This is a genomic window from Gemmobacter fulvus, assembly GCF_018798885.1.
Lineage (GTDB): Bacteria > Pseudomonadota > Alphaproteobacteria > Rhodobacterales > Rhodobacteraceae > Gemmobacter > Gemmobacter fulvus.
In genome coordinates, this window is record NZ_CP076362.1 from 38,826 (window position 1) to 60,693 (window position 21,868).

Sequence of the window (21,868 nt, forward strand, 5' to 3'; positions counted from 1 at the left end):
TCAGGAGATATAGTGACATGAGCGTTTCTCTTTATGGCCAGCATCTTGTGGGTGGGGTCTGGTGTGATGGTCCTGGGGTGTTTGCCTCCTCCCCGGCGTCGGGTCCGGTGCGGTCGTTTGCGGTGGGCACGGTGGAGCTGGTCGATCAGGCCTGCGCTGCCGCCGAAGCCGCCTTTGCCAGCTATGCCCGCACCAGCCGCGCCGAACGCGCCCGCTTTCTGCGCGCCATCGCCGATGAGATCGAGGCCCGCGCCGAGGCCATCACCGAAATCGGCACCCAGGAGACCGGCCTGCCCGCCGCCCGCCTGAACGGCGAGCGTGGGCGCACCACCGGCCAGTTGCGCCTGTTTGCCGATCACATCGCCGAGGGCGCCTATCTCGACCGCCGCGTCGATCCGGCACTGCCCGACCGCCAGCCCGCGCCGCGCCCCGACATCCGCATGATGCAGCGCCCGATCGGGCCGGTGGCCGTGTTCGGCGCCTCGAACTTCCCGCTCGCCTTTTCCACCGCCGGGGGAGATACCGCAGCCGCCCTCGCCGCGGGCTGCCCCGTCGTGGTCAAGGGCCATTCGGCCCATCCCGGCACCGCCGAGATCGTGGCCCAGGCGGTTCTTGCAGCGATTCTGTCATGCGGCCTCCATTCCGGGGTGTTTGCGCTGATTCAGGGCGGCAAGCGCGATGTTGGCACGGCACTCGTTACCAATCCGTTGATAAAGGCCGTGGGATTCACCGGAAGTCTGGTCGGTGGCCGCGCCCTGTTCGATCTTTGCGCGCAGCGGCCCGAGCCGATCCCGTTTTTCGGCGAGCTGGGCTCTGTTAACCCGATGTTCATGCTTCCCGGCGCAATGTCGGCCCGTGGCGCGGAACTCGCGGCGGGCTGGGCGGCCTCGCTGACGATGGGTGCCGGGCAGTTCTGCACCAATCCGGGCCTCGCCGTGGTGCTGGACGGACCGGATGCCGATGCCTTTGTGACCGATACCGTCGCGGCCCTGACACAGGTCGCAGCGCAGACCATGCTGACTGACGGCATTGCCGCCGCCTATCGCGCAGGCCAGTCCCGCCTGGCCGCGCATCCCGATGTGCGCCCGCTGCTGCAGGGCGAGGCCCCCGCCCGCGCCGCCGCCCCGGCGCTGCTGGAGACGACAGTGGCGGCCTTTCTGGCGGATCATACGCTGGGCGAAGAGGTGTTTGGCCCACTCGGCCTGGTCGTGCGCGCCCGCTCGCTCGACGAGATGGCGCAGCTGGCCCGCAGCCTGCAGGGGCAACTGACCGCCACCCTGCATATGGACCCGGCGGATCTGGCCACCGCGCAAGACCTGCTGCCGGTGCTGGAGCGCAAGGCCGGGCGCATCCTCGTCAACGGCTTTCCCACCGGGGTCGAGGTTGGCGAGGCCATGGTCCACGGCGGCCCCTACCCCGCCTCCACCAATTTCGGCGCAACCAGCGTCGGAACCCTCGCCATCCGCAGATTCCTCAGACCCGTCGCCTATCAGAACTTCCCAAAAGACCTCCTCCCAAATGACGCAAACCCCTGAACAACAAAAACGCCCGTCCCGTGAAAGGGCAAAAACAGGTCGACAAATGCCCCAAACGCCCTAAGCCCTGCTGCACCGGCCAAAGGAGCATCCATGTCCACCGTCATCATTCTCGGCTCTGGCCCCGGCGTGTCGCACGCCCGGGACCAGATCAAAGGCGCGGGGCAGCAGATCGTTGCCATCAACAATGCCTGGCAGGTGCGGCCTGACTGGGATTTCCACATCCACCCCGAAGATTTTCCGGCGGCGCGCCGCCCCGACCGGCTGATGCCCGGCCAGCGCATCATCACAGCGGCAGAATATGTGCCGCTGCAAAACCAGTTGGGCGGCTTTGTCTATGCGGGCGGCACCATGGCCTTTACCGCCGCCTATTGGGCGCTGCTGGCGCTGCGGCCGCGCGTCATAGCGATGATCGGCTGCGACATGGTCTATCCGGCCAGCGGCCAGACGCATTTCTACGGCACCGGCAGTGCCGATCCGCTGCGCCCGGATATCAGCCTGCGCTGTCTGGAGGCCAAGGCCGCACGGCTGATGCTGCTGGCGGCGCAACAAGGCTGCGCCATGGTCAACCTGTCGACGGATGCCGAGAGCCGCTTGGTCTATCCGCGCGCCACCTGGGCAGAGCTGGCCAGCGCCGCGCCGCAGGCCCCGGCGCAGATCGGCTCGGCCTTGGCGGCAGAGGCAGCGCTTGGCTATAGCGTCGCTTCGGGCCGTTATTGGGAAGAGGCTGCGCGCTTTGATCCAGCGGCGTTGGACCGGATCGACACGCTCTGGCTCCATGCAGCAGGGATAAGGGACCCGCGCCGACAGGATCCATCCGTCATCTGATCATTTGCGCAGCATTCTTGCCCGACCAACGGCCAATTGCGCAACAAATCCCTGACAATCCGCCCTCGGCTGTTGCTTGCCACGGCCAGAGCAATTATTTCTTTTGTCGACATAGGGATTTCAGCATGACTGACAGCATATCGACCGACATGGCCGCGCCCGGCCTCTCAGATCGCACCGGCCTTGGCGACCGCAAACGCGGCTCAGGGGTGAAACTGGTCTATGACCTGCTGCGCGATGAAATTCTGGATCTGACGCTGCCGCCCGGCAGCCCGATTGACGAGGTGCAACTGGCCGAACGCTTTGCCATGTCGCGCACCCCGATCCGCGAGGCGCTGGTCCGGCTGGCAGGGGAGGGGCTGGTGGATACGCTGCCCAACCGATCGACCATGGTGGCGAATATCGACTTTCTGAACCTGCACACCTTCTTTGATGCGATCACGCTGATGTATCGCGTGACCGCGCGGCTCGCGGCGCAATATCACCGCCCCGAAGATCTGATCCCCATTCGTGCCCATCAGGCCGAATTTGCCGCCGCCGTGGCCGCACAGGATGCGCTGGCGATGATCGCCACCAACCGCGCCTTTCATGCCGCCATCGCCGAGGCCGGGCGCAATGCCTATTTCACCAGCCTGTTCTACCGCCTGCTGGACGAAGGCCGCCGCATCCTCCGCCTGTATTACCAATCCTACAATGACCGCCTGCCGCAATGTTACGTCGACGAGCATGAAGAAATGATTGCCGCCATCGTCGCGCGCGATCTGGAGGCCAGCGACCGTATCGCCAAGGCCCATGCGGATCAGATCGTGCGCCAGATCCAGCAGCTGTTCGCGCGGGATCAACGGCAGGATATTCCGCTCTGAACCCTGTCGATTTCTTGTCGACAAATAAAATGCAAAGTCTATATTCGGCTTCGAAGCAAGATTCGTCGCCCCCTGCGGGCTGCGGACCCGACAGGCCCATGAGGAGAATGTGATGAAGGCAGAGATCTTTTCCGGTGTCATTCCCGCGCTGATGACCCCCTGCACCCCCGACCGTCAGCCCGATTTCGACGCGCTGGTGCGCAAGGGCAAAGAGATGATCGCGGCAGGTATGTCGGCGGTGGTCTATTGCGGCTCGATGGGCGACTGGCCGCTGCTGACCGATGCGCAGCGCATGGAAGGCGTGGAACGTCTGGTCAAGGCCGGGGTCAAGGTCATCGTCGGCACCGGCGCCGTGAACACCGCGCTGGCCGTGGCCCATGCCAAACATGCCGCCGACGTGGGCGCGCATGGCCTGATGGTGATCCCGCGCGTGCTGTCGCGTGGCCCCTCGCTCACCGCGCAGCGCAACCATTTCAAGGCCATTCTGGCTGCGGCCCCCGGCCTGCCCGCCGTGATCTACAACAGCCCCTATTACGGCTTTGCCACCCGCGCCGACCTGTTCTTCCAGCTGCGCGCCGAGCATTCAAACCTTGTCGGCTTCAAGGAATTCGGCGGCAAGGACGACATGCGCTATGCGGCCGAATTCATCACCTCGGGCGCGGATGACGTGACGCTGATGATCGGGGTGGATACCGGCGTGGTCCACGGTTTTGTCAATTGCGGCGCGTCGGGCGCGATCACCGGGATCGGCTGTGTGCTGCCGAAGGAAGTGATCACCCTGTGCAACCTGAGCCAGGCCGCCGCCAAGGGCGACGCCGATGCCCGGGCGCGCGCGCAAGAGCTTGAAGGCGCGCTGGCGGTGCTGTCCTCCTTCGATGAAGGCCCGGATCTTGTGCTGTATTTCAAGCACATGCTGGTGCTGAAGGGCGAGGCGGAATACACGCTGCACTTCAACGAAACCGATGCCCTGACCGACAGCCAGCGCGGCTATGTCGAAGCGCAGTTCAAGCTGTTCAACACCTGGTATGCCGAGTGGAGCACGCAGTCCGGCGCGGTGGCCAAATACAAGGCCTGACCGGCAGCTGATCCGGCGCAGCCGCCCTCCCCGGCGCGCCGGTTTCAGATCCAAGGCCCTCCGCAGGCGGAGGGCCTTTTGCTTTATGCGGGTCAGGTCACCGCGCCCAACCCCTGTGCCAGCAGATGATCCAGCTGCGCCACCTCTGCCGCCGACAGGGTGATGCCCTGCGCCTGCGCCATCGCCCGTGCGGCAAAGCGGCGTTGCGAGGGCAGACGGGCCCCCTGCCCCACGATTGCCTCGAACAAGGTCTCGGCCCGGTCCAGCGGGTTGCCCGCCCGGCCTTCGGCAAAGCGCGCCGGGTCAAAGGCGAGGATCAGTTCGCCATGGAACGGCGCCAGGCTGGTGCTGCCCAGATAGTCCAGCACTTCAGGGCTGGTCTTGTCGCCGATCATGATGGCGGCCAGCAGTTCGATCATCGTGCCGATGGCCGATCCCTTGTGGCCGCCGAACGGCAGCATCGCCCCGGCCAGTGCCGCCTCGGGGTCGGTGGTGGGCTGACCTGCCGCATCCAGCGCCCAGCCTTCGGGCAGCGGCTTGCCTGCGCGGCGGTGCAGCTCGATCTCACCGCGTGCGGCGACCGATGTGGCAAAATCGAACACATAGGGCGGCGCATCGCGGCGCGGCCAGCCAAAGGCGAAGGGATTGGTGCCCAACAGCGGCTGCGTGCCACCGGTGGGGGCGACCGTGGCATAGCTGGGGCACATCACCATCGCGGCAAGACCTTGGTCGGTCAACGCCTCGACCTCAGGCCAGAGCGCCGAAAAATGCGTGCAATCATTGATCACCAGCGCGGCCAGCCCCAGCGCTTTTGCCCGCGCCGCAAGGGCGGGCACGCCCAGTTCGAACGCCGGGTTGGCAAAACCGCCCTGCGCATCCACCCGCACAATCGCCGTGCCCTCGCCGGGCAGCAGCACCGGTTCGGCCAGCGGGTTCACCTTGCCCGCCTTAACGGTGCGCAGCACCCCTTCGACCCGGTAGACCCCATGCGATTTGCAATTGTCCCGCTCGCCCGCCGTGATCACACGGGCCAGCGCCCCGGCCTGAATCGTACTCATGCCCGCCGTGCGGAAGATCGCCTCGACCCGCGCCAGCAGGGCCGGGATCGTCAAGGTGGTGGTGTCGCGCATCTGTTGCCCCTTTCGGTTCCATCTGCCCCTTCGTGCCGGGCAGGTTGACCATCTGCATACAAGATGTATACATGACGCGCAAATCATCAATCGTATTGCCTGTGATCGCCCGCCCCCGGCAGGCCCGCGCAGGCCCGGAAAAAAGGATCGTCAGATGAGCGTTTCTCTTTATGGCCAGCATCTTGTGGGTGGGGTCTGGTGTGATGGTCCTGGGGTGTTTGCCTCCTCCCCGGCGTCGGGTCCGGTGCGGTCGTTTGCGGTGGGCACGGTGGAACTGGTCGATCAGGCCTGCGCTGCCGCCGAAGCCGCCTTTGCCAGCTATGCCCGCACCAGCCGCGCCGAGCGCGCCCGCTTTCTGCGCGCCATCGCCGATGAGATCGAGGTCCGCGCCGAGGCCATCACCGAAATCGGCACCCAGGAAACCGGCCTGCCCGCCGCCCGCCTGAACGGCGAGCGTGGGCGCACCACCGGCCAGTTGCGCCTGTTTGCCGATCACATCGCCGAGGGTGCCTATCTCGACCGCCGCGTCGATCCGGCACTGCCCGACCGCCAGCCCGCGCCGCGCCCCGACATCCGCATGATGCAGCGCCCGATCGGGCCGGTGGCCGTGTTCGGCGCCTCGAACTTCCCGCTCGCCTTTTCCACCGCCGGGGGAGATACCGCAGCCGCCCTCGCCGCGGGCTGCCCCGTCGTGGTCAAGGGCCATTCGGCCCATCCCGGCACCGCCGAGATCGTGGCCCAGGCGGTTCTTGCAGCGATTCTGTCATGCGGCCTCCATTCCGGGGTGTTTGCGCTGATTCAGGGCGGCAAGCGCGATGTTGGCACGGCACTCGTTACCAATCCGTTGATAAAGGCCGTGGGATTCACCGGAAGTCTGGTCGGTGGCCGCGCCCTGTTCGATCTTTGCGCGCAGCGGCCCGAGCCGATCCCGTTTTTCGGCGAGCTGGGCTCTGTTAACCCGATGTTCATGCTTCCCGGCGCAATGTCGGCCCGTGGCGCGGAACTCGCGGCGGGCTGGGCGGCCTCGCTGACGATGGGTGCCGGGCAGTTCTGCACCAATCCGGGCCTCGCCGTGGTGCTGGACGGACCGGATGCCGATGCCTTTGTGACCGATACCGTCGCGGCCCTGACACAGGTCGCAGCGCAGACCATGCTGACTGACGGCATTGCCGCCGCCTATCGCGCAGGCCAGTCCCGCCTGGCCGCGCATCCCGATGTGCGCCCGCTGCTGCAGGGCGAGGCCCCCGCCCGCGCCGCCGCCCCGGCGCTGCTGGAGACGACAGTGGCGGCCTTTCTGGCGGATCATACGCTGGGCGAAGAGGTGTTTGGCCCACTCGGCCTGGTCGTGCGCGCCCGCTCGCTCGACGAGATGGCGCAGCTGGCCCGCAGCCTGCAGGGGCAACTGACCGCCACCCTGCATATGGACCCGGCGGATCTGGCCACCGCGCAAGACCTGCTGCCGGTGCTGGAGCGCAAGGCCGGGCGCATCCTCGTCAACGGCTTTCCCACCGGGGTCGAGGTTGGCGAGGCCATGGTCCACGGCGGCCCCTACCCCGCCTCCACCAACTTCGGCGCAACCAGCGTCGGAACGCTCGCCATCCGCAGATTCCTCAGACCCGTCGCCTATCAGAATTTCCCAAAAGACCTCCTCCCAAATGACGCAAACCCCTGAACAACAAAAAACGCCCGCAACCTCAAAGGGGCGGGCGTTTTGCTGTGCAGGCTCTGCCGACGCAGACAATATTCTTCGCATACTATCTGTATACTATTTGTATTTTTTGTTGATTCAAAATCAGGAATACGGATAGTGTCGGCATCGGTGAATCAAGACCGCCAAAACCAGGGAGCAACAAATGAAAACCTCGATCCTCGCTTTCGGCCTCATGGCCAGCACGGCACTTGCGACGGCGGCCCATGCCGACAAGCTTGACGACATCATTTCCTCGGGCACGCTGCGCTGCGCTGTCGTGCTCGACTTCCCGCCGATGGGCTCGCGCGATGCGAACAACACCCCGGTCGGCTTTGACGTGGATTATTGCAACGATCTGGCCGCAGCGCTGGGTGTGACCGCCGAAATCGTCGAAACCCCCTTCCCCGAGCGGATCCCGGCGCTGATGTCGGGCCGCGTCGATGTGGGTGTCGCCTCCACCTCGGACACGCTGGAGCGCGCCAAGACCGTCGGCATGTCGATCCCCTATTTCGCCTTTGAAATGGCCGTCACCGCCAATGCGAAATCCGGCGTCACCTCTTTTGACGGCATGAAGGGCAAAGTGGTCGGCGCGACCGCAGGCACCTTCGAGGCCATCGCGCTGGAAGAGCAGGTCAAGGCCTGGGGCGAAGGCGAATTCCGCCCCTATCAGACCCAGGCGGATGTGTTCCTTGCGCTGAGCCAAGGCCAGATCGACGCCACCGTCTCCACTTCCACCGTGGCGATGGCCAATGTGAAGACCGGCAATTTCCCCGACATCAGCGTGGTCGGCAAAGCGCCGTTCGACACCGATTATGTTGCGCTCTTCACGCTGCGTGAAGAATATGGTCTGATCAACTACCTGAACCTGTTCGTGAACCAGCAGGTCCGCACCGGTCGTTATGCCGAGCTGTATGAAAAATGGGTTGGCGGCGAATTGCCGGATCTGACCGTCAGCGGCAGCTATCGCTGATCTGACCGTCCCGTCGGCGGCGCGGGTCTGACCTGCGCCGCCGTGTCTTCTTTTGCGAAGTGAGGCGGCGATGCTGAACTACACTTTCCATTGGAACCAGGCGATCAAGGCCCTGCCCCAACTGCTCGATGGCGCATTGGTCACCTTGCAGATCGCCGTGCTGTCCATGGCCATCGGCCTGTTCTGTGCCATGGCCCTGACGCTGTTCCGCCTGTCGGGCAACCGCCTTCTGCGCGGCTTTGCCACCACCTGGGTCGAGGTGGCGCGCAATACGCCCGCGCTGTTCCAGATCTATATGGCCCATTTCGGGCTGGGCAGTTTTGGCATCCATCTCAGCCCCTATACCGCCTTGCTGGCCGGGATCGCCTTCAACAATGCGGGCTATCTGGCCGAGAATTTCCGCGGCGCGCTGAAAGCCATCCCCGAGACGCAGACCCGCGCAGGCCGGTCGCTGGGCATGACGCCGTTGCAGGCCTTCCGCCTGATCGTGGTGCCGCAGATGCTGCGCGTCGCCTTCCTGCCGATGACCAACCAGATGGTCTGGGCCATTCTGATGACCTCGCTGGGCGTCACGGTCGGGATGAACATGGATCTGGCCGGGGTCACGCAGGAATTGAACGCGCGGTCGTTCCGCACCTTTGAATTCTTCGCCTTTGCCGCCGTCATCTTCTATCTGATGACCAAAGCCGTCACCCTTGCAGCCCGGGCGATTGCCTGGCGCATGTTCCGCTATTGAAAGAGGTGAGCGATGTTTGAAACTGCACTCACCTTCAACGACCTGCTGTTCCTCGCCAAGGGCGCCGGGGTCACGCTGGCGGTTACGGCGGTATCCGTGGCGGCGGGCACGATCATGGGCGTGATCTTCGGCGTGATCCGCACCCAGATCGGGCCGCGTTGGTCGCTGCCGCTGACCTTCGTGCTGGATGTGTTCCGCTCGGTGCCGCTGCTGATCCAGCTGGTTCTGGCCAATGCCTTTCAGTCGATCGCGCAATTCGGCTGGGGTCCGTTCACCACCTCTTGTGTGGTGCTGTCGCTGTATACGGCGGCCTATTGCACCGAAATCGTGCGCGGCGGCATTGATGCGGTGCCCGCCACGACACGCCGCGCCGCGCGGTCGCTGGGGCTGAGCTGGGGGCAGGACATGCGCTATATCGTGGCCCCGCTGGCCACCCGCGTGTCCCTGCCCGCCTGGATCGGCCTCACGCTTGGCGTGATGAAGGATTCCGCGCTGGTGCTGTGGCTGGGCCTGACCGAGCTGCTGAAAGCCTCGCAAACGCTGGTTACCCGCCTGCAAGAGCCGCTGTTCATCCTGCTGATCTGCGGCGCGATCTATTTCCTCCTCAGCTTCCCTATCGCCCGTCTGGGCGGGTATCTCGAAAGACGGTGGTCCCCCAATGATTGAGATCGAAAACGTCCGCAAATCCTTCGGTCCGCTGCAAGTGCTGAAAGGGATCGACCTGACGGTGAACAAGGGTGAAGTCGTCACCATCATCGGCGGATCCGGCTCGGGCAAATCGACGCTGCTGACCTGTATCAACGGGCTGGAGCCGATTGATTCCGGCCGCATCAAGATCGACGGCACCGAGGTTCACGCCAAAAGCACCAACCTGAACACGTTGCGCCAGAAGATCGGCATCGTGTTCCAGCAGTGGAATGCCTTCCCGCATCTGACCGTGCTGGAAAACGTGATGCTGGCCCCGCGCAAGGTGAAGGGTGTGCCCAAGGCCGAGGCCGAAGCGATGGCGGTCAAGCAATTGACCCATGTGGGTCTGGGCGAAAAGCTTGCCGTCTATCCGTCGCGCCTGTCGGGCGGGCAGCAGCAGCGTATGGCGATTGCCCGCGCGCTGGCGATGGAACCGGAATACATGCTGTTTGACGAGGTGACCTCGGCGCTGGACCCGCAGCTGGTGGGCGAGGTGCTGGACACGCTGAAAATGCTGGCCGAAGAGGGCATGACGATGATCTGCGTCACGCATGAAATGGCCTTTGCCCGCGATGTGTCCGACCGGGTGGCGTTTTTCCATCAGGGTGTGATGGCCGAGATCGGCACGCCGGAGCAGCTGTTTGGCGCGCCGCAGCACCCCGAGACGCAGAAGTTCCTGTCGAGCGTGCGCTGATGTCGCAGGTCATCGTGATCGGGGCCGGCGTTGTCGGCCTTTCGGCGGCTTTGGCTGCGCAGGCGCGTGGGCTGTCGGTGGTGGTGATCGACCGCGAGGGCCCGGCGGCGGGGGCATCGGCAGGCAATGCCGGAGCCTTTGCCTTTACCGATATCCTGCCACTCGCCTCGCCCGGTATCCTGCGCAAGGCGCCGAAATGGCTGCTGGATCCGCTGGGGCCGCTGTCGGTGCCGCCCGCCTATGCGCTGAAGATCGCGCCCTGGATGTTCCGCTTCTGGCGGGCCTGCCAGCCGGGGCGTGTGGCCCATTCGACCACGGCGCAGACCGCGCTGATGGATCTGTCGAAGGCCGAGCTGGAACCGTTTCTGGCGGCCACCGGCACGCTGCCGATGCTGCGCAAGGATGGCAATCTTCAGGTTTACGAAAGTGCGGCAGAGCTGAAATCCGCCGAACCCGGCTGGGCCGCCCGCGCGGCCCATGGCATCGCATTTCACCACCTGACCGCGCGTGAAATGGCCGATCTGCAACCCGGCCTCGCGCCGCGTTTCACCCATGGCACCTTCACGCCGGGCTGGTATTCGATTGCCGATCCCAAGCTCTACACCCTCGCCTTGGCCGAACGGTTCACCGCACAGGGCGGCAGCCTGCTGCGGGCCGAAATCACCGCGCTGAAACCGGTCGAGGGCGGGGTTGAACTGTTGACCACGACCGGCAGCACCCATCGCGCCGATCAGGTGGTGCTGGCGGCGGGTGCGTTTTCGCACCGCATCGCCCGCAGTCTGGGCGAGAAGATCCCGCTGGAAACCGAACGGGGTTACAACACCACCCTGCCCGCCGATGACTTTGATCTGCGGATGCAGGTCACCTTCGGCGGCCATGGATTTGTGATCACCCGCCTGTCCACCGGCCTCAGGGTCGGCGGCGCGGTGGAACTGGGCGGGCTGGATCTGCCGCCGAATTACAAACGCGCCGAAGCGATGCTGCAAAAGGCACAGGCCTTCCTGCCGGGGCTGAACCCGGCGGGGGGCGTGCAGTGGTTCGGCTTCCGCCCCTCGTTGCCCGACAGCCTGCCCGCCATCGGCCCGTCGCGCGCAGCCCCGCGCGTGATCTATGCCTTTGGCCATGGCCATCTGGGCCTGACCCAATCGGCGGGCACGGCCCGGCTGGTCGCGGATATGCTGACCGGACGCACCCCCGCGCTCGACCTGACCCCCTTCTCGCCCCACCGTTTTTAATGCGGGCATCGCCCGTGGAGGTTCTACCGATGGCCACCCATACGTTTTCCTGCATCGACGGGCATACCTGCGGCAATCCCGTGCGGCTTGTCTCGGGCGGTGGCCCGCGCCTTGATGGGGCCAACATGCTGGAACGCCGCGCGCATTTCCTGCGCGAGTTCGACTGGATCCGCACCGGCCTGATGTTCGAGCCGCGCGGCCATGACATGATGTCGGGCTCGATCCTCTATCCGCCGACGCGGCCCGATTGCGATGTGGCGGTGCTGTTCATCGAAACCTCGGGCTGCTTGCCGATGTGCGGCCATGGCACCATCGGCACCATCACAATGGCGATTGAAAACGGCCTGATCACGCCGCGAGAGCCGGGCAAACTGTCGATTGACGCCCCGGCGGGCAAGGTGGATATCACCTACCGGCAAGAGGGGCGCTTTGTCGAAGAAGTGCGCCTGACCAATGTGCCGGGGTTCCTCTATGCCGAGGGCCTGACCGCCGAGGTGGAGGGGCTGGGCGAGATTGTCGTGGATGTGGCCTATGGCGGCAATTTCTACGCGATTGTGGAGCCGCAGAAGAATTTCCGCGACATGGCCGATTTCACGGCGGGCGCGTTGATCGGATATTCGCCGAAGCTGCGCGCCGCGCTGAATGCGAAATACGAATTCGTGCATCCCGAACACCCCGCCATCAACGGGCTGAGCCATATCCAATGGACCGGCCAGCCCACGGTCGAAGGCGCGCATGGCCGCAACGCGGTGTTTTACGGCGACAAGGCGATTGACCGCTCACCCTGCGGCACCGGCACCTCGGCGCGCATGGCGCAGCTGGCGGCCAAGGGCAAACTGAAGGTCGGGGATGAGTTCGTGCATGAATCCATCATCGGCAGCCTGTTCAAGGGCCGGGTCGAGGCCGCCACCACCGTGGCGGGCCGCGATGCCATCATCCCGTCCATCGCCGGATGGGCGCGCATGACCGGCTATAACACCATCTTCATCGACGACCGCGACCCCTTTGCGCATGGGTTCGTGGTGAAATGAGCATTCCCGCCCGCAGCATCCTGGGCGGCAGCGCCCGCGGCCCGATCATCGCCACCACCGAGGCGCTGAGCTTCTGGGGCGGGGTCGATCCCGCCACCGGCCGCATCATCGACGTGCATCACCCGTTGCACGGCACCTGCATCACCGGCGGCATCCTGATGATGCCCTCCACCCGTGGCTCCTGCACCGGATCGGGCGTGCTGCTCGATCTGGCGCTGACCGGACGCGCGCCTGCCGCGCTGCTGTTCTGCGAGGACGAGGATGTGGTCACGCTGGGCGCGCTGATCGCCGCCGAGATGTTCGGCCACAGCCTGCCGGTGCTGCGGCTGACCCGCGCGGCGTTCGACGCGCTGGCGGCACAGCCCATGGCGCAGATCGACGCGACCACGATCACCGCAGGCTCGCTGTCGCTGCCGGTGACGCCGCCTGCCACTTCGGCGCTGGTGCTGACCCCCGCCGATCAGGCAATGCTGGCGGGCGCGCAGGGCGTGGCGGTGCAGCAGGCCATGCGCATCATCTGCGCCATGGCGGCCAATCAGGGCGCAACGCGGCTGATCGACGTGACGCAGGCGCATATCGACGGCTGTATCTACGCCAGCCCCGCCAACCTGACCTTTGCCGAAAAGATGGCGGATCTGGGCGCGAAGGTCTGCGTGCCGACCACGATGAACGCGATTTCGGTCGACCGCAGCAACTGGCAAGCGCAGGGCGTGCCGCCGCTGTTCGGCAGGCCTGCCGCGCGGCTGGCGGACGCCTATGTGCGCATGGGGTGCCAGCCCAGCTTCACCTGTTCGCCCTATCTGCTCGACTCTGCGCCGCACGAAGGCGAAAGCATCGCCTGGGCTGAATCCAATGCGGTGATCTTTGCCAATACCGTGCTGGGCGCGCGCACCGCGAAACACCCGGATTTCCTGGATCTCTGCATCGCGCTGACCGGGCGCGCGCCCTTGGCGGGGGTCTATCTGGACGCATCCCGCCGCGCGCGCCGGATCGTGGAGGTGGAGCTGCCCGAAGGCATCGACGACGGGTTCTGGCCGCTGGTCGGCTATCTGGCCGGGCAGCGTGCGCCGGACCGGATTCCGCTGCTGCGCGGGCTGGCCGCTGCCGCACCGGGGCGGGATGACCTGAAGGCGCTCTGCGCCGCCTTTGGCACCACTTCGGCGGCACCTATGCTGCATATCGCGGGCGTGACCCCCGAGGCCGACGCCCCCCCTGCCCCGGACGCCGATCACGCCACCATCACCCGCGCCGATCTGCGCGCGGCCTGGCAAAAGCTGAATGCCGGCCCCGAGGCGGTGGAACTGGTCGCCATCGGCAGCCCACATGCCTCGCTGTCGGAATGTCGGGCACTGGCGGCGGCGCTGGCCGGGCGCGCGGTGCAGATCGCGGTGATCGTGACGGCAGGCCATGCAGTGATCCGGCAGGCCGGGGCGGAAGGCACGCTTGCCGCGCTTCTGGCCTCTGGTGTGCAGGTGCTGCCCGATCTGTGCTGGTGTTCGATCTCGGAGCCGGTGTTCCCGCCGCTGACCCGCGCGCTGATGACCAATTCGGGCAAATACGCCCATTATGGCCCCGGCCTGTCGGGACGGGCCGTGCGCTTTGGCAGCCTTGCCGATTGTGTGACCGCCGCCCTGACCGGGCGCGCGGCGGTCACCCTGCCCGACTGGCTGAAGGACTGAGACGATGCGCAGCAGCAAGACCATCCATGTGATTTCCGCCCATGCCGAGGGCGAAGTGGGCGATGTGATCGTGGGGGGCGTGGCCCCGCCACCCGGCGACACGCTCTGGGCGCAAAGCCGCTGGATCGCGCAGGATCAGACCCTGCGCAATTTCGTGCTGAACGAACCGCGCGGCGGTGTGTTCCGCCATGTGAACCTGCTGGTGCCGCCGAAACACCCCGAGGCGGCAGCGGCCTTCATCATCATGGAGCCGGAGGACACACCGCCGATGTCCGGCTCCAATTCCATCTGCGTCTCTACCGTGCTGCTGGATGGCGGCATCCTGCCGATGCAGGAGCCGGTGACGGAATTCACGCTGGAGGCCCCCGGCGGACTGGTGCGGGTGCGGGCCGAGTGCCGGGGTGGCAAGGCCGAACGCATCTTCGTGCAGAACCTGCCCAGCTTTGCCGGGCGGCTGGATGCACAGCTGGAGGTCGAGGGGCTTGGCACGCTGACGGTGGACACCGCCTTTGGCGGCGACAGTTTCGTGATGGTCGATGCGCAGGCGCTGGGGTTCGCCCTGACCGCCGACGAGGCGCATGACATTGCTGTTCTGGGCGCAAGGATCACCCGCGCAGGCACCGAACAGCTGGGCTTCCATCACCCGACCAACCCCGACTGGCGGCATTATTCCTTTTGCCTGTTCGCCGGGCCGCTGACCCGCGACGGCACCGAGCTGCGCGCCGGATCGGCGGTGGCGATCCAACCCGGCAAGGTAGATCGTTCGCCCACCGGCACGGCGCTGTCGGCGCGGATGGCGGTGCTGCATGCGCGCGGCCAGATGGGGCTGGAGGACCGGCTGACCACGGTCTCCCTGATCGGATCGACCTTTGCGGGGCGCATCCTTGGCACCACCACGCTGGGCGATCTGCCCGCCATCCACCCCGAGATTTCGGGGCGTGGCTGGATCACCGGGATTCACCAGCACATGCTGGACCCGGGCGACCCCTGGCCCGAAGGCTATCGGCTCAGCGATACCTGGGGCGCACGCTAACAAAAAGGCCCCGCGATGCGGGGCCTTTTGCGTCAGACCCCGGCGCGGGCCAGACGGCGGCGTTCCACCCGTGCCCGGATGGCGGCCACATCCGTCACCGGCGTCGCGGCAAACAACTGCCGGGTATAGGGGTGCTGCGGATCGGCAAACAGCGCCTCGCGGCTGCCCTGCTCCACCGCCTCGCCCTTGCTCAGCACCAGCACGTCATCGGCGATATAGCGCACCACCGACAGGTCATGGCTGATGAACACATAGGTCAGGTTGAATTCATCCTGCAGATCGGCCAGCAGGTTGAGCACCTGCGCCTGCACCGAAAGATCCAGCGCCGAAACGGGTTCATCCAGCACCAGCAGCGCCGGGTTCAGCATCAGCGCCCGCGCAATGGCGATGCGCTGCCGCTGGCCGCCCGAAAACATATGCGGATAGCGGTTGAAATGTTCGGGCATCAGGCCGACCTTGGCCAGCATCGCCTCGGCCCGCTCGCGCCGTTCCGACGCGGGCATGGCGGTGTTGATCAGCAAGGGTTCCATCAGCACATCACCGACCTTCTGGCGCGGGTTCAGACTGCCATAGGGGTTCTGGAACACCATCTGCACCTTGGAGCGCATGTCCGGCGTCAGCCGCTTGCGGCCGATATCGACCACCCGCCCCGCCACTTTCAGCACACCGCCAGAGGGCGGATCAATCAGCGCGATGATGCGCGCCAGCGTCGATTTGCCCGACCCGCTTTCGCCCACGATGGCCAGCGTCTTGCCGCGTTCCACCGCGAAATCGACGCCCTTCACCGCGCGCACGGTTTTCGCGCCCGAGAACATGCCGCCCCCGACAATGTAATCCTGCGTCAGCGCCGTACCTTCCACCACAATGGTCATTGCCGGGCCTCCGCTGCCATGAAATCGGCCACAGTCGGCAGCCGGTCGCCCGTCGCATTTTCCGGCAGGGCCGACAGCAGCGCGCGGGTATAGGAATTCTGCGGGTTTTCAAACAGGCTCAGCACATCGGCCTCCTCCATCTTGCGGCCCTTGTATTGCACCACCACCCGGTCGGCGGTTTCGGCCACCACGCCCATGTCATGCGTGATGAGGATGAGCGCCATGCCGTGCTTTTCCTGAAGATCCATCAGCAGATCAAGGATCTGCTTCTGGATCGTCACATCCAGCGCCGTCGTCGGTTCATCCGCGATCAGCAGGCGCGGGTTACTGGCGATGGCAATGGCGATCATCACCCGCTGGCATTGCCCGCCCGACATCTGATGCGGATAGGCCTTCAGCTTGGTTTCCGGCTCGGGGATGCCGACGGCGTTGAACAGCTCCAGCGCGCGGGCATGGGCCGCCCGGCGATCCATGCCAAGGTTCAGGCGCAGCACCTCCTCGATCTGGAACCCCACGGTGAACGAGGGGTTGAGCGAGGCAATCGGTTCCTGAAAAATCATGGTGATCTCGCGCCCGATCAGGCGGCGCCGCTCGGTCGCGGTCATGGTCAGCAGGTTGCGGCCATCATAGGTCATCTCGTCGGCGGTGACGGTGGCGGTATCGGGCAGAAGCCCCATCACCGCCAGCATCGACACCGATTTGCCCGAACCGCTTTCGCCGACGATGGCCAGAACCTCGCGCCCGTCCACCGACACGTCGATCCCGTCCACGGCGGTGAACGACCCCGCCGCCGTGGCAAAGCGCACGGTCAGGTTCTTGATGCTCAACAGTGCCATGTCAGCTCCGCTTCAGTTTCGGGTCAAGGGCATCGCGCAGCCCGTCGCCCATCAGGTTGATCGCCAGCACCGAAATCAGGATCGCCAGACCGGGCAGCGTGACCACCCACCAGGCGCGCAGGATGAATTCGCGCGCCTCGGCCAGCATGGTGCCCCATTCCGAGGCGGGCGGCTGTGCGCCCATGCCCAGAAAGCCAAGCGCGGCACTGTCCAGCACGGCAGACGAGAAAGACAGCGTGGCCTGCACGATCAGCGGCGCAAGGCAGTTCGGCAGGATGGTCTTGAACATCAGGCGCAACCGCCCTGCCCCGGCCACCCGCGCCGCCGTCACATATTCGCGCTGCTTTTCGCCCATCACCGCCGCGCGGGTCAGACGGGCAAAATGCGGCTGATAGACGATGGCAATGGCAATCATCGCATTGGTCAGCCCCGGCCCCAGCACCGCCACCAGCACCAGCGCCAGCAACAGCGACGGAAAGGCGAGGATGACATCCATCACCCGCATGATGACGGTATCGACCCAGCCGCCGAAGAACCCGGCCAAGAGGCCGACAAAGATGCCGCCCACCAGCGCGATGGACACAACGACAATGCCGATGAACAGCGAATATTGCGCGCCATAGATCAGCCGCGACAGCATGTCCCGGCCCACGGCATCGGTGCCGAGCCAGAACCCGGCCCGCCCGCCCTCTTGCCAGACCGGCGGCACCAGCAGCGCATCGCGGTATTGCTGCGTCGGATCATGCGGCGCGATGACCTGGGCAAACAGCGCCAGCAGCACCAGCCCCAGAAACACCCACATGCCGACGACAGCGCCGCGGTTCTGGCGGAAATAGAACCAGAAATCGGCCAGCATCTGACGGCGGATCGCCCAGTCACTCAGTTTGATGACAGTATCGCTCATTTGTGGCGGATCCTCGGATTGATGAGGCCATAGGTCAGATCGACCAGCAGATTGACAAGCATCACCAGCGCCGCAATCAGCAGCAGCCCGCTTTGCACCACCGGATAATCCCGGCGCGAGATGGAATCGATCATCCATTTGCCGATGCCGGGCCAGGAAAAGATCGTCTCGGTCAGGATCGCCCCGGCCATCAGCACACCGATCTGCAAGCCGATGGTGGTGATCACCGGGATCATCGCATTGCGCAGCGCATGTACGCCCACCACGCGGCTGGGCGGCATACCCTTGGCGCGGGCGGTGCGCACATAGTCTTCGCCCATCACCTCCAGCATGGCCGAGCGCGTCTGCCGTGCGATCACCGCCAGCGGAATCGTGGCCAGCACGACCGAGGGCAGGATCAGGTGTTGCAGCGCCGACCAGAACGCCCCCTTCTGCCCCGACAGCAGGCTGTCGATCAGCATGAAGCCGGTGACCTGCGGGAAGTAGAACATCAGCGAAATGCGCCCCGACACCGGGGTCCATTGCAACATGCCCGAAAACAGGATGATCAGCAGCAGGCCCCACCAGAAGATCGGCATGGAAAAGCCGACCAGCGCCGCCGTCATCGACACCTGATCGAACCACGAGCCGCGCTTGATCGCCGCAATCACGCCCACCGGCACACCGATGGCGGTGGCAAGGATGATCGCCACCAGACCGAGTTCGACCGTTGCCGGGAACAGGGCCAGAAATTCTGTCATCACCGGCTTTTTGGTAACCAGCGAATTGCCAAGGTCGCCTTGCAGCAACCGGCCAAGGAATTCGAAATATTGCATCCAGATCGGCCGGTCAAAGCCAAGCTGGGCGGCGAGTTCGGCATGGCGTTCCGCCGAAATGCCGCGTTCCCCCGCCATCAGCAGCACCGGGTCGCCGGGCAGAACCCGCACGAAGCCAAAGGCGATGATGGTGATGCCGATAAAGGTCGGCACCAGATAAAGCAGCTTGCTGATGATGAATCGGATCATGCAGGTGTCCTTTGTCAGATGTGCGGGGTTTCCCCCGCACATCCGGTTGCAATTGGGCCTTATTCCGCCAGATCGACGGTATCGAAGGTGAAATCACCCAGCGGGCTCATCACGAAGCCCGAGACCTTGGCCGACATCGGCACGAAGGCGGTGGAGTGTGCCAGCGTGGCCCACGGCGCCTGATCCTTGAAGATCACCTGTGCCTCTTCATAGAGCTTGGTGCGCTCGGCCACATCGGAGGTCTGCTTGGCTTTCGACAGCAGCGCCGAGAAGTCCTCATTGCACCATTGCGCGCGGTTGGCCCCGCCTTCGCCAGTCGCACCGCAGGACAGCAGCACGCCGAGGAAGTTGTCCGGGTCACCGTTGTCGCCGGTCCAGCCGAGGATCACCGCACCGTCGCGGGCCACTTCGGTCGACTTCTTCAGGTATTCGCCCCATTCGTAGCTGACGATTTCCACCGTCACACCGACCTTGGCGAAATCTTCCTGCATCAGTTCGGCGGTGCGGCGGGCGTTGGGCATGTAGGGACGCTGCACCGGCATCGCCCAGACCTTCATCGCCAGATCCTTGACGCCTTCTTCTTCCAGCATCTTCTTGGCGGCTTCGGGATCATAGGCGTCATCCGTCACCGCGTCGTTATACGACCACATGGTCGGCGGGATCGGGTTCTTGGCGGGCTGGCCTGCGCCCTGGAACACGGCCTCGATGATGGCGTCCTTGTTGATCGCCATGTTCAGCGCCTTACGCACCTTCGGATTGTCGAAGGGGGCAACGGTGGTGTTATAGGCGAGATAGGCAACGTTCAGCCCGGCCTGCTCGTCCATCTTCAGCGTGCTGTCGGCGCGGATCGTATCCAGATCGGCGGGCGACGGATAGGGCATCAGGTGGCATTCGCCGGCCTTCAGCTTTTGCAGGCGCACAGCAGCATCCGGGGTGATCGCAAAGATCAGATCGTCGATCTTGGCCTGTTCGCCCCAGTATTCGGTGTTCTTGGTATACCGGATCACCGCGTCTTTCTGATAGGCGACGAACTTGAACGGGCCAGTGCCGATCGGCAGGTTGTTCAGGTCTTCCTTGGTGCCTGCAGCTTCCAGCGCATCGGCATATTCTTTCGACACGATCGAGGCGAAGGGCATGGCGATATTGGCCATGAACGGCGCTTCGGGCCGGTTCAGCACGAATTTCACCGTGTAATCATCGACCTTGACGATCTCTTTGATCAGCGCGGGCATATCCATCGAATTGTAATATTCGTAGGTGATGCCGGCGATATACTGGTTCCACGGGTGATCCGCCGAAGCCTGGCGCATATAGCTGAACACCACGTCATCCGCATTGAAATCGCGGGTCGGGGTGAAGGTTTCACTGGAGTGGAACTTCACGCCCTGACGCAGCTTGAAGGTATATTCCAGACCATCGGCCGAAACTTCCCACGATTCGGCCAGACCCGGCTCGATCTCGGTCGTGCCCTTCTTGAACTCCACCAGACGGTTGAAGATCGGGTGGGCCGAGGCATCAAAGGTGCCGCCTGCCGTGTAGGGCGACGGATCGAACCCTTCGGGCGAGGCTTCCGAGCAGTAGACGAAGGTTTTGGCAAGGGCGGGCATGGCGGTGGTCATCGCCAGGGCCGAAGCCGCAATAAGGCTACGCGTCAGCAGTTTCATGTCTCAGTCCTTTCACTCTCTGTTGAGGTCTGCGCCGGCCACTTGGTTCGGGCCGGTATTCTTGTTGTCCTGTCTCGGCCACGAATGGGGCGGCCTTCAAGACATGACGGAACGTCAATCGGGATCGGGGGCGAAGGGATCCTCCAGCCGCGAGGCCGGGGGCACGAACCAGCGCGGCCCGGATTCCGTCATATATACAATGTCTTCCAGCCGAACCCCGCATTCGCCATAGACACAGAGCATCGGCTCGATGGAAAAGCACATGCCCGGCGCAAGCGGGGTTGCATTGCCCTCCACGATATACGGTTCCTCGTGAATATCGAGCCCCAAACCATGACCGGTGCGATGCGGCAGGCCGGGCACCTGATAGCCGGGGCCGAATCCCGCTTCGGTCAGCACCCGGCGCGCGGCGGCATCCACCCCGGCACAGGGCACCCCCAGACGGGCGGCGGCAAAGGCGGCAAGCTGTGCCTGCCGCTCCAGTTCCCACAACTGGCGCTGGCGGGCGGTGGGCGCGCCGAACACATAGCTGCGCGTGATGTCGGACCGATAGCCGTGCAGGATGCCACCCATATCGACCAGCACCATATCGCCCTCAACCAGCTTTTGCGGATGCGGCACGCCATGCGGATAGGCCGTCGCCTCGCCAAACTGCACGGCGGCAAACAGCGGCTTCAGGCCAAGGGCAGAATGGGCAGCGGTAATGAAATCAGCGACTTCGGTGGTCGAGATGCCGGGCCGCAGCCCGGCATGAACCGCTTTCTGCACCGACAGGCTGGCAGACATCGCAGTCTGGATCAGGGCAAGTTCGGCGGCGGATTTGATCTGGCGCTGCGCCACGATCATCGGCTGCGCCGAGGTGACTGGCCCCGCCACCGCCTGCATCAACGCCGCCGCAAAGACAAAGGGCGTGGCCGGATCCAGCGCCAGCCCCGCGCCGGGGGCAGCAAGCCCTGCCAGCCAGGCGGCGATATGGGCATAGGGGCTTTCATGCTCCTCCCACAGAAGAAACTCACCGGGAACGCGCAGCAGGGTTTGCAGCTTCGGGGCCTCGAACACCGGCGATACATAGGTCAGCGGCCCTGCCGCAGGCACCAGCGCACCATGGATACGTTCTGACAGTCCCAGCGTCAGCCCGGTATAATAGATCAGCGACGACGACGCATCCAGCCAGACCGCCTTCACACCGCCTGCCTGCATCCGCGCCTGCAATCCGGCGATCCGGGCGCGCAGTTCGGCATCCTCAATGGCAGGGGCAGTAACCGGCACAAACCGGGATAGGGCAGCAGAAAGATCTGTCATCAAATGTCCATGACCTGTGGGGGCGGGCAATTGGCCTGTGCAAGTGGAATGCGCAGCGCCCTCCCCGGCGCGTCGCCCCTAGGTCGTAACCCGGATTGGA

At 64.9% G+C, this 21,868-nt stretch carries 20 protein-coding genes; 13 read left to right on the plus strand and 7 right to left on the minus strand.

Annotated features, from left to right (window positions below; translation table 11 throughout):
- Positions 1–17: 17 nt before the first annotated feature.
- From KM031_RS16545 to KM031_RS16560, 4 genes are all read left to right on the plus strand, one after another.
- Positions 18–1,535 (plus strand): aldehyde dehydrogenase (NADP(+)), encoded by a 1,518-nt coding sequence (locus KM031_RS16545; protein WP_215505402.1) that lies wholly within the window; start codon positions 18–20, stop codon positions 1,533–1,535.
- 93 nt (positions 1,536–1,628) lie between these two features.
- Entirely contained in the window at positions 1,629–2,363 is a 735-nt protein-coding gene (locus KM031_RS16550; protein ID WP_215505401.1) for a hypothetical protein, read from the plus strand.
- Positions 2,364–2,512: 149 nt separating this feature from the next.
- Positions 2,513–3,226: a GntR family transcriptional regulator gene (locus KM031_RS16555; protein WP_215505452.1), complete on the plus strand. Its 714-nt coding sequence runs from the start codon at positions 2,513–2,515 to the stop codon at positions 3,224–3,226.
- Between the two features lie 112 nt (positions 3,227–3,338).
- Positions 3,339–4,301 carry a dihydrodipicolinate synthase family protein gene (locus tag KM031_RS16560; protein WP_215505400.1) on the plus strand — a complete coding sequence of 321 codons (963 nt, stop codon included), beginning with the start codon at positions 3,339–3,341 and terminating at the stop codon, positions 4,299–4,301.
- A 92-nt stretch (positions 4,302–4,393) separates the two neighbouring features.
- On the opposite strand, the gene KM031_RS16565 is transcribed toward KM031_RS16560, so the two are convergent.
- On the minus strand, positions 4,394–5,431 hold the full coding sequence (locus KM031_RS16565; RefSeq protein WP_215505399.1) for an Ldh family oxidoreductase: 1,038 nt from the start codon (positions 5,429–5,431) through the stop codon (positions 4,394–4,396).
- A gap of 154 nt (positions 5,432–5,585) precedes the next feature.
- On the opposite strand from KM031_RS16565, the gene KM031_RS16570 reads away from it, so the two are divergent.
- The 9 genes from KM031_RS16570 (at position 5,586) to KM031_RS16610 (ending at position 15,186) form a co-directional block, all read left to right on the plus strand.
- Positions 5,586–7,103: an aldehyde dehydrogenase (NADP(+)) gene (locus KM031_RS16570; protein ID WP_215505398.1), complete on the plus strand. Its 1,518-nt coding sequence runs from the start codon at positions 5,586–5,588 to the stop codon at positions 7,101–7,103.
- 181 nt (positions 7,104–7,284) lie between these two features.
- Positions 7,285–8,091 carry an ABC transporter substrate-binding protein gene (locus KM031_RS16575; RefSeq protein ID WP_215505397.1) on the plus strand — a complete coding sequence of 269 codons (807 nt, stop codon included), beginning with the start codon at positions 7,285–7,287 and terminating at the stop codon, positions 8,089–8,091.
- A gap of 70 nt (positions 8,092–8,161) precedes the next feature.
- On the plus strand, positions 8,162–8,827 hold the full coding sequence (locus tag KM031_RS16580; protein ID WP_215505396.1) for an amino acid ABC transporter permease: 666 nt from the start codon (positions 8,162–8,164) through the stop codon (positions 8,825–8,827).
- A 12-nt stretch (positions 8,828–8,839) separates the two neighbouring features.
- Positions 8,840–9,493, plus strand: a complete 654-nt coding sequence (locus KM031_RS16585; RefSeq protein ID WP_215505395.1) for an amino acid ABC transporter permease — start codon at positions 8,840–8,842, stop codon at positions 9,491–9,493.
- Positions 9,486–10,208, plus strand: coding sequence for an amino acid ABC transporter ATP-binding protein (locus KM031_RS16590; RefSeq protein ID WP_215505394.1), 723 nt, complete (start codon positions 9,486–9,488; stop codon positions 10,206–10,208). Before KM031_RS16585 ends, KM031_RS16590 begins: the two co-directional genes overlap by 8 nt.
- Entirely contained in the window at positions 10,208–11,443 is a 1,236-nt protein-coding gene (locus tag KM031_RS16595) for an NAD(P)/FAD-dependent oxidoreductase (RefSeq protein WP_215505393.1), read from the plus strand. Before KM031_RS16590 ends, KM031_RS16595 begins: the two co-directional genes overlap by 1 nt.
- Before the next feature lie 29 nt (positions 11,444–11,472).
- A complete protein-coding gene (locus KM031_RS16600; protein ID WP_215505392.1) occupies positions 11,473–12,474 on the plus strand; it encodes a 4-hydroxyproline epimerase in 1,002 nt (333 codons plus the stop codon).
- Positions 12,471–14,153, plus strand: coding sequence for a cis-3-hydroxy-L-proline dehydratase (gene lhpI / locus KM031_RS16605; RefSeq protein WP_215505391.1), 1,683 nt, complete (start codon positions 12,471–12,473; stop codon positions 14,151–14,153). Before KM031_RS16600 ends, lhpI begins: the two co-directional genes overlap by 4 nt.
- Positions 14,154–14,157: 4 nt before the next feature.
- Positions 14,158–15,186, plus strand: coding sequence for a trans-3-hydroxy-L-proline dehydratase (locus tag KM031_RS16610; RefSeq protein ID WP_215505390.1), 1,029 nt, complete (start codon positions 14,158–14,160; stop codon positions 15,184–15,186).
- Between the two features lie 32 nt (positions 15,187–15,218).
- Here KM031_RS16610 and KM031_RS16615 read toward each other — a convergent pair whose 3' ends face one another.
- The 6 genes from KM031_RS16615 to KM031_RS16640 form a co-directional block, all read right to left on the minus strand.
- Positions 15,219–16,058 (minus strand): ATP-binding cassette domain-containing protein, encoded by an 840-nt coding sequence (locus KM031_RS16615; RefSeq protein WP_215505389.1) that lies wholly within the window; start codon positions 16,056–16,058, stop codon positions 15,219–15,221.
- Positions 16,055–16,894, minus strand: coding sequence for an ABC transporter ATP-binding protein (locus KM031_RS16620; protein WP_215505388.1), 840 nt, complete (start codon positions 16,892–16,894; stop codon positions 16,055–16,057). The genes KM031_RS16615 and KM031_RS16620 overlap by 4 nt, the downstream gene beginning before the upstream one ends.
- Before the next feature lies 1 nt (position 16,895).
- Positions 16,896–17,798, minus strand: coding sequence for an ABC transporter permease subunit (locus KM031_RS16625; protein ID WP_215505387.1), 903 nt, complete (start codon positions 17,796–17,798; stop codon positions 16,896–16,898).
- Positions 17,795–18,802, minus strand: a complete 1,008-nt coding sequence (locus KM031_RS16630) for an ABC transporter permease subunit (RefSeq protein WP_215505386.1) — start codon at positions 18,800–18,802, stop codon at positions 17,795–17,797. Before KM031_RS16630 ends, KM031_RS16625 begins: the two co-directional genes overlap by 4 nt.
- 59 nt (positions 18,803–18,861) lie before the next feature.
- Positions 18,862–20,466 (minus strand): ABC transporter substrate-binding protein, encoded by a 1,605-nt coding sequence (locus tag KM031_RS16635; RefSeq protein WP_215505385.1) that lies wholly within the window; start codon positions 20,464–20,466, stop codon positions 18,862–18,864.
- Positions 20,467–20,580: 114 nt separating this feature from the next.
- On the minus strand, positions 20,581–21,768 hold the full coding sequence (locus tag KM031_RS16640; RefSeq protein WP_215505384.1) for a M24 family metallopeptidase: 1,188 nt from the start codon (positions 21,766–21,768) through the stop codon (positions 20,581–20,583).
- Positions 21,769–21,868 lie beyond the last annotated feature (100 nt).